This window comes from uncultured Enterovirga sp. (assembly GCF_964242715.1).
Lineage (GTDB): Bacteria > Pseudomonadota > Alphaproteobacteria > Rhizobiales > Beijerinckiaceae > Enterovirga.
In genome coordinates, this window is sequence record NZ_CAXTAZ010000096.1 from 1 (window position 1) to 6,767 (window position 6,767).

At 68.4% G+C, this 6,767-nt stretch carries 9 protein-coding genes and 1 pseudogene; 9 read left to right on the plus strand and 1 reads right to left on the minus strand.

The annotated features are described in order from the left end of the window. The 6 genes and pseudogenes from ACFE87_RS24400 to ACFE87_RS24425 all read left to right on the plus strand — a co-directional run. A pseudogene (locus tag ACFE87_RS24400) lies at positions 1-1,286 on the plus strand (carbamoyl phosphate synthase large subunit); the annotation flags it as partial. A 57-nt stretch (positions 1,287-1,343) separates the two neighbouring features. Continuing rightward, a complete protein-coding gene (locus tag ACFE87_RS24405; RefSeq protein ID WP_375462258.1) occupies positions 1,344-1,652 on the plus strand; it encodes a type II toxin-antitoxin system Phd/YefM family antitoxin in 309 nt (102 codons plus the stop codon). A gap of 197 nt (positions 1,653-1,849) precedes the next feature. Continuing rightward, a complete protein-coding gene (locus ACFE87_RS24410) occupies positions 1,850-2,035 on the plus strand; it encodes a hypothetical protein (RefSeq protein WP_375462259.1) in 186 nt (61 codons plus the stop codon). 100 nt (positions 2,036-2,135) lie between these two features. Continuing rightward, positions 2,136-2,918 (plus strand): pentapeptide repeat-containing protein, encoded by a 783-nt coding sequence (locus ACFE87_RS24415; RefSeq protein ID WP_375462260.1) that lies wholly within the window; start codon positions 2,136-2,138, stop codon positions 2,916-2,918. Between the two features lie 48 nt (positions 2,919-2,966). Then, positions 2,967-3,242 carry a hypothetical protein gene (locus tag ACFE87_RS24420; protein ID WP_375462261.1) on the plus strand — a complete coding sequence of 92 codons (276 nt, stop codon included), beginning with the start codon at positions 2,967-2,969 and terminating at the stop codon, positions 3,240-3,242. Positions 3,243-3,246: 4 nt separating this feature from the next. Then, complete coding sequence (locus ACFE87_RS24425; protein ID WP_375462262.1) at positions 3,247-4,158, plus strand: MBL fold metallo-hydrolase; 912 nt, start codon at positions 3,247-3,249, stop codon at positions 4,156-4,158. A 13-nt stretch (positions 4,159-4,171) separates the two neighbouring features. Here the strand turns inward: ACFE87_RS24425 and ACFE87_RS24430 are convergent, their stop codons facing one another. After that, positions 4,172-5,248: an MBL fold metallo-hydrolase gene (locus ACFE87_RS24430; RefSeq protein WP_375462263.1), complete on the minus strand. Its 1,077-nt coding sequence runs from the start codon at positions 5,246-5,248 to the stop codon at positions 4,172-4,174. Positions 5,249-5,354: 106 nt separating this feature from the next. Here ACFE87_RS24430 and ACFE87_RS24435 point away from each other — a divergent pair, with 106 nt between their 5' ends. The 3 genes from ACFE87_RS24435 to ACFE87_RS24445 all read left to right on the plus strand — a co-directional run. After that, positions 5,355-5,552 (plus strand): hypothetical protein, encoded by a 198-nt coding sequence (locus ACFE87_RS24435; protein ID WP_375462264.1) that lies wholly within the window; start codon positions 5,355-5,357, stop codon positions 5,550-5,552. Between the two features lie 219 nt (positions 5,553-5,771). Next, positions 5,772-5,987, plus strand: a complete 216-nt coding sequence (locus ACFE87_RS24440) for a glutathione S-transferase (protein WP_375462265.1) — start codon at positions 5,772-5,774, stop codon at positions 5,985-5,987. 1 nt (position 5,988) lies between these two features. Continuing rightward, positions 5,989-6,767, plus strand: a 779-nt coding sequence (locus ACFE87_RS24445) for a signal recognition particle receptor subunit alpha (RefSeq protein WP_375462266.1), incomplete at its 3' end; no start/stop codon positions are given.

Below are 6,767 nucleotides of genomic sequence, written 5' to 3' on the forward strand. Positions count from 1 at the left end.
CGCCGGACGCGATCGACCTCGCCGAGGATCGCGACCGCTTCAAGCGCCTCCTCGACCGGCTCGGGCTGAAACAGCCGAAGAACGGTATCGCCTATTCGGTCGAGCAGGCGCGGCTCGTGGCGGGCGACCTCGGCCTCCCCTTCGTCGTGCGGCCCTCCTACGTGCTCGGCGGCCGCGCCATGGCGATCATCCGGGACGAGGAGAGCTTTGCCGATTACCTCCTGGGCACCCTGCCGTCGCTGATCCCGTCCGACGTGAAGTCGCGCTACCCGAACGACAAGACGGGCCAGATCAACACGGTGCTGGGCGCCAATCCGCTCCTGTTCGACCGCTACCTGTCGGACGCGATCGAGGTCGATGTCGACGCGCTCTGCGACCGGACGGACGTCTTCGTCGCCGGCATCATGGAGCATATCGAAGAGGCCGGGATCCATTCCGGCGACTCGGCCTGCTCGCTCCCGCCGCGCTCGCTCTCGCCCGAGATCGTCGCGAAGCTCGAGAGCCAGACCCGGGCGCTCGCGCTGGCGCTCGAGGTCGGCGGCCTGATTAACGTGCAATACGCGATCAAGGACGGCGACATCTACGTCCTCGAGGTGAATCCGCGCGCCTCCCGCACCGTGCCTTTCGTGGCAAAAGTCATCGGCGAGCCGATCGCCAAGATCGCGGCCCGGATCATGGCGGGCGAGACGCTGGCCTCCTTCGGCCTCGTGAAGAAGGAGCTCGCCCATATCGGCGTCAAGGAAGCCGTCTTCCCCTTCGCCCGCTTCCCGGGCGTCGACGTACTGCTCGGGCCGGAGATGCGCTCGACCGGCGAGGTGATCGGGCTCGACCGCGATTTCGGCACCGCCTTCGCCAAGTCCCAGCTCGGCGGCGGCACCGCGGTGCCGCGCGGCGGCACGGTCTTCGTCTCGGTGCGGGACGGCGACAAGGAGCGCATCCTGCCCGCGATGGCGACGCTCCGCGACCTCGGTTTCCGCATCGTCGCGACCCGCGGCACGCAGCGCCATCTGCGCGAGAACGGGATCGAGGCCAGCCGGATAAACAAGGTGCTAGAGGGCCGGCCGCACGTCGTCGACGCCATCAAAAACGGCGATATCCAGCTCGTCTTCAACACGACGGAAGGGGCGGGCGCGCTCTCCGATTCCCGCTCGCTCCGCCGTGCGGCTTTGCTGTCGAAGGTGCCGTATTACACGACGCTCGCGGGCGCGGTCGCGGCGGCGGAGGGCATCCGGGCCTACGGCGCCGGCGAGCTCGAAGTGCGGGCGCTGCAGGAGTATTTCGCTTAGCCCTCGCGGGACAACGATGTCATTGACGAGGTGGCCCCTGGTGGCTACTTTATGCCCATGCGCAGCGTCGGCATCAAGGCCCTGAAGAACCGGCTCAGTGAGTATGTGCGCGCGGCTGCGGCAGGCGAGATCGTGCTGGTCACCGACCGCGATCGAGTCGTGGCCGAACTGGTGCCGCCACGGGGCCGCGAGGACATGTCCGTCGACGCGATCCTGGACCGGGGCGTCCGCGAGGGGTGGTACACGCCGCCAGAGACACCGCACACCGAACCCCTGCCGATCGACGAGCCAGCATCGAATGGTGAGACAACTGTGACGTGGGATCAGTTGATGGTAGATATCGCCGCGGATCGGGAGGATCGTTGATCTATCTCGACAGTTCGGTCGCGCTCGCTGACATACTTCGCCAAGAACGTCGGCCTCCGACCACGTTCTGGCTGCAGCCGATGACGTCGAGCCGGCTCCTGCAATTTGAAGTTTGGAACCGCCTCCACGCCTATGAAGCCGTCGCTTTCCGACACGGAAAAGCGCGTGCTATTCTGAAGCGCATCGGCTTCCATGAGATGACCGGGGACACCCTTGTCCGCGCACTTCGGCCCTTCCCGAATGCCGTCCGGACCCTCGACGGTCTGCATTTGGCGACGATGGACCATCTTCGAGTGCGTGGTGTCCGGACGACGCTCGCCAGCTACGACCAGCGGCTTCTCGCGGCCGCGCAGGCAATGGGGTTCGACACGGTCGAGCCGTGATGGGAGCGGCGACGGCGCGGTCGGGTGCGGCTTCCGAGCGGTTGCGGCCCGGCCGGCCGGGATCATAGGGTGCGGGCATCTTCGTCGTCATGAGGATCCCATGTTTCGATTCAGAGACCGGGCGAGCGCTCAGAGGCGTCACCATGCGTGGTACGGACTGGCGGCTGCTGTCGTCGCCCTCTCCGTCGCAGGGCCGGCCGGGGCCGCCTGCGGCGACGCGATCGGCCCGAAGGTCGACTGGACCGGCTGCTCGAAGCGGCAGCTTCTCCTCTCCGGCAACGACCTCAGCGGCGCCGTGATGACGAAGGCGATGCTGACCTCGACCGATTTCCGGAAAACGAAATTCGTCGGCGCGACGCTGCGTGAAGCCGACGTCACCTTCGCCCGGTTCGACGATTCCGACCTCACGGGCGCCGACCTGACCAAGGTCGTCGGCTGGCAGACGAGCTTCCGCAACGCGACCCTCGTGAAAGCGCAGCTCCCCACGGCGCAGATGAGCCGGGCCACCTTCACGGACGCCAGGATGTCGGAGGTGAGCCTGACGAAATCCGAGCTCAACCGCTCGGATTTCAGCGGCGCCGACCTCACGGGCGCGGATATCTCGAAGGCCGAGCTGTCGCGGGTGAATTTCAGCAAGGCGAAGCTGAAAAGCGTGGATTTCGGCTTCTCGAACCTTGCCCGGGCCAAATTCGACAATGTCGACCTGGCCGACGCGAAATTGGCGGGCGCCTATCTGTTCCTGACCGAGTTCGACGGCGCCGACCTGACGAAGGTCACCGGCCTGAAGCAGGAGCAGCTCGATCTCGCCTGCGGGACGAAGGATACCAAGCTGCCCCCGGGCCTGAAGCCGCCGAAGACCTGGCCTTGCCCGGACGACGATTGAGCCTGGTGAGGCACATCGCCGGGTCGCTGCATCGAGCCTGACGGCCCCATGGTCCGGCTCCTCGACTGGTTTTTCCGTGATTCGCGGACCGGCCGCATCGTCATCGGGCAGTTTCCGAACGCGCCCTTGTGGGTCTTCGTGGCCGCAGCGGCGGTCGAGTGGCTGGTCCAGCCAGCCGGCGTCGCCGCAACGCTCGTCCACATCGTCAAGGTCGGGGGCCTCCTCGTCTGGGCGGGCGACGAGGTGCTGCGGGGCGTGAATACCTGGCGACGCTGCCTGGGGGCGGGCGTGCTGATCTATCTGGCCGTCTCGGCCGTGGCGTGACGACATGCAGGAGGCGGCCGTGAAGGACCGGATCGACGAGGGCTCCTGGGCCTGGAAGCAGCGCGAGAACAACAACCGGATGATCGGCTTTCAGGAGCGGAACGTCGGCAGCAAGGGCGAGGGCCAGGTCGAGCTCGCCTATTTCGGCGGGTCGTGTTTCCGGATCACGACCCCGGCCGGGCTCACGATCCTCATCGACCCCTGGCGCAACCCGCCCTGGGGCAGCTGGGACTGGTATCTCTACGATTTCCCAGCCATCGAGGTCGACGTCGCGCTCTCGACCCACGCCCATTTCGACCATGACGGCCTGCATGCGGTGAGCGCGAACACTGTGCTCGACCGGCTCGCCGGCACCTACGCCTTCGCCGATGTCCGCATCACCGGGATCGCGGACAAGCACGTCTCGGACTCCACCCACAACGCCTATGACTGGGCCGAGATGACGCGGCGCCTCACCGACATGGAGACGAGGCCGCCGAACAACGCCCGCTCCTTCGACAATTCGCTGATCTTGGTCGAGACCGGCGGCCTGCGCATCCTGCATTGGGGCGACAACCGGCCGGACCCGCCCGATTCCGTCTGGGAGCGGATCGGCGACATCGACGTCGCGCTCCTGCCGATCGACGGGTCGCAGCACGTGCTCAGCTACGAACAGGTCGACCGCGTCGCCGAGCGACTCGGCGCCCGGCTCGTCGTCCCGCACCATTACCACATCTGGGACGTCACGACCCGAGGCTCGACCCTCCTGCCGCCGAACGGCTGGGTCGACGCGAATCCCGATCCCTGGTGGGCCGGCGAGGGCGCCGTATGGCTGGACCCGGAGGAGATTCGGCGCTCTTCGCGGCGCCCGCTCTGTTTCGGAGAGAACGTCGCCTTCCGGAAGCCCGATACGAAGGGCGGCAAGGCCGGCGCCTGACGTCGCGTTCGGCTCAGCCGGCGGCTGTCTCGCCGGGCGTCCAGACCTCGCCGGGCCGCAGCGCCCTGAACCGGGCAGGCGCAATCCCGGCTTCCCCGAGGGCGACGGCGAGGTCCTGCACGGGTGCGTCGATGGCCTCGTTCGTGAGCTGGAACGTGCCCCAATGAACGCCGACGGCATTCTCGGCCGCGAGGTCGCGGAAGGCCAGCACGGCGTCGGCCGGGTTCATGTGCTGGCCGCCCATGAACCAGCGCGGCTCGTAGGCGCCGATCGGCAGGACGGCGAGCTTCGGCGCACCGAAGCGCTCGCGCACGGCCCGGAAGGTGTCGCCGTCGCCGTAGCCGGTATCGCCGGCGAGATAGACGGTCCCGACCGGCGAGGTCACGGCATAGGCGCCCCAGAGCGCCATCCGGCGATCGTTGATGCCGCGCGCGGACCAGTGGTTCGCGGGTTCGAGATGGACCGTGACCCCCGACCCGAGATCGAGCGACTGGCCCCAATCCAGCGTCTCGACCCGGACTTCGTCGTCGTGGCCGTTGATGATGGCGTCGTTGCCGAGCGGCGCGACGACCCGCGGCTGCGAGCGTTCCCAAAGCCGGGAGATCGTCGCCGTGTCGAGATGGTCGTAGTGGTTGTGCGTGACCAGAACGGCATCGATCGGCGGCAGGTCGGCGAAGGCGATTCCCGGCGGGTTCGCCCGGCGCGGCCCGGCGAGGCGAACGGGGCTCGCCCGTTCCGACCAGACCGGGTCGACCAGGATGTTCAGTCCGGCCAATTGCAGGAGCATCGTGGCGTGGCCGACGAGGACCGCCCGAAGCCCGGCGACGCGCTCGGGCGGGCGGTCCGCGAAGGCGCTCGGATAGCTCGACGGCCACGCGGCGCGACCGCCGCCCATCTGCCAGCGCAGAAGCTCGAGCGGCCCCCGATCCGTGGCGATGCCCGGGCGGAAGAACCGGATGCCGTCGAAATGATCGGAGACCGGCCCGTCGTAATACGGGTTTCGCCTGCGGACAGCCGCGGCGTAGCCGACGCCTCCCATGGTCAGGACGGCGGCGGCGCTCGCGATACGTCCCAGGCTTCGCCGATCCATGACGGCACCATGACGGGAAGCCCGCGCCCGTCAAGGCGGGGGACGGCCGGAACGGAGGCTCTCGCGCGATGTTGAGACTGCCAGGGCCAACGTTCGGGAGACGCACATGGGCGACGCAGGAAGCTATATCTGGTTCATCGGTCTCGGGGGCGGGCTCGCCCTCCTCGTGGTCGCCTACGTCGTGGCTACGGCCCGTGGCCGGAAACCCGGCGCGGTCGCGAAGCCGAACAACGCCTGGGAACAGGCCGCCGCGGAGACCGGTCATCCCGAGGTCGCACGGCCGAAGGTAGGCCCGGAGGCCTGATCGTTCGGGCGCGGTTCCGCATTCAGCGCTCGACGTCGAACCGACCCGTTCGTTGACTCGCAACCCCCGGCCGGGTAAGCGCTCCCCTCTTCGACACGAGCGAGCCCGAGTGCCGCCGACCGGCCTGGTTTAGCCAGACCGGAGGTCAACGCCCGACAGCGCGATGCGCCCTCGGGCGTCGTTCGCGTTGAGCGCCCCGTACCGGGGATGGAGATGGACGTGGCCGAACCGTTGCGGATCGAGGATGCCGTGAACGCGACCTGCCCGTGGTCGGGAAAGCCGATCGCGGCGGATTCGCTCACCCACTATGCCGGGGCCGTGGTCGGGTTCTGCAATCCTGGCTGCCGCGACAAGTTCGCCGGGGCCGTCGCCCATTTCGAGGCGGCGCTCGCCGACCGGCGTCTCGATTCATCGATGGGCGGCAGGGCCGAATAGCATGTTCGAGGGCCTGTCCGAGAAGCTCTCGTCGATCCTCGACGGCCTGACGCGCCGAGGCGCGCTGTCCGAGGACGACGTCAACGCCGCCATGCGCGAGGTGCGGCGCGCGCTGCTCGAGGCCGACGTCGCACTCGAAGTCGTGCGGTCCTTCACCGACAAGGTGCGGGCGAGAGCGGTCGGGGCCGAGGTCGTGAAGTCGGTCACGCCCGGCCAGATGGTCGTGAAGATCGTCCATGACCAGCTCGTCGAGATGCTGGGTTCGGACGGCGCGACCATTGATCTGAACGCGGCCCCGCCGGTCGCGATCCTGATGGTCGGCCTTCAGGGCTCGGGCAAGACGACCACCACGGCCAAGATCGCGAAACGCCTCTCCGACCGGGGCAAGCGGCGCGTGCTGATGGCTTCGCTCGACACGCGGCGGCCCGCCGCGATGGAGCAGCTCGCGATCCTGGGCAAGCAGGTCTCGGTCGACACGCTGCCGATCGTCGCCGGACAATCCGCCGTCCAGATCGCCCGCCGGGCCATGGAAGCCGGCCGGCTCGGCGGCTTCGACGTCGTGATGCTGGACACGGCCGGACGAGTCACGGTCGATGAAGCGCTGATGAGCGAGGCGGCCGAGGTCAAGCGGGCGACCGAGGCGCACGAGGTCCTGCTCGTCGCGGACGCCCTCACCGGCCAGGACGCGGTCGCCACGGCGCGTGCCTTCGACAGCCGCATCGGCATCACCGGCATCGTGCTGACCCGGATGGACGGCGATGCCCGCGGCGGCGCGGCGCT

What these genes read in the sequence shown, in the direction of transcription:
- ACFE87_RS24410 (WP_375462259.1), top strand. Translation starts at nt 1,850, where the DNA reads ATGACCGGGGACACCCTTGTCCGCGCACTTCGGCCCTTCCCGAATGCC.
- ACFE87_RS24430 (WP_375462263.1), bottom strand. Translation starts at nt 5,248, where the DNA reads ATGGATCGGCGAAGCCTGGGACGTATCGCGAGCGCCGCCGCCGTCCTG.
- ACFE87_RS24435 (WP_375462264.1), top strand. Translation starts at nt 5,355, where the DNA reads ATGGGCGACGCAGGAAGCTATATCTGGTTCATCGGTCTCGGGGGCGGG.
- ACFE87_RS24420 (WP_375462261.1), top strand. Translation starts at nt 2,967, where the DNA reads ATGGTCCGGCTCCTCGACTGGTTTTTCCGTGATTCGCGGACCGGCCGC.
- ACFE87_RS24415 (WP_375462260.1), top strand. Translation starts at nt 2,136, where the DNA reads ATGTTTCGATTCAGAGACCGGGCGAGCGCTCAGAGGCGTCACCATGCG.
- ACFE87_RS24425 (WP_375462262.1), top strand. Translation starts at nt 3,247, where the DNA reads ATGCAGGAGGCGGCCGTGAAGGACCGGATCGACGAGGGCTCCTGGGCC.
- ACFE87_RS24405 (WP_375462258.1), top strand. Translation starts at nt 1,344, where the DNA reads ATGCGCAGCGTCGGCATCAAGGCCCTGAAGAACCGGCTCAGTGAGTAT.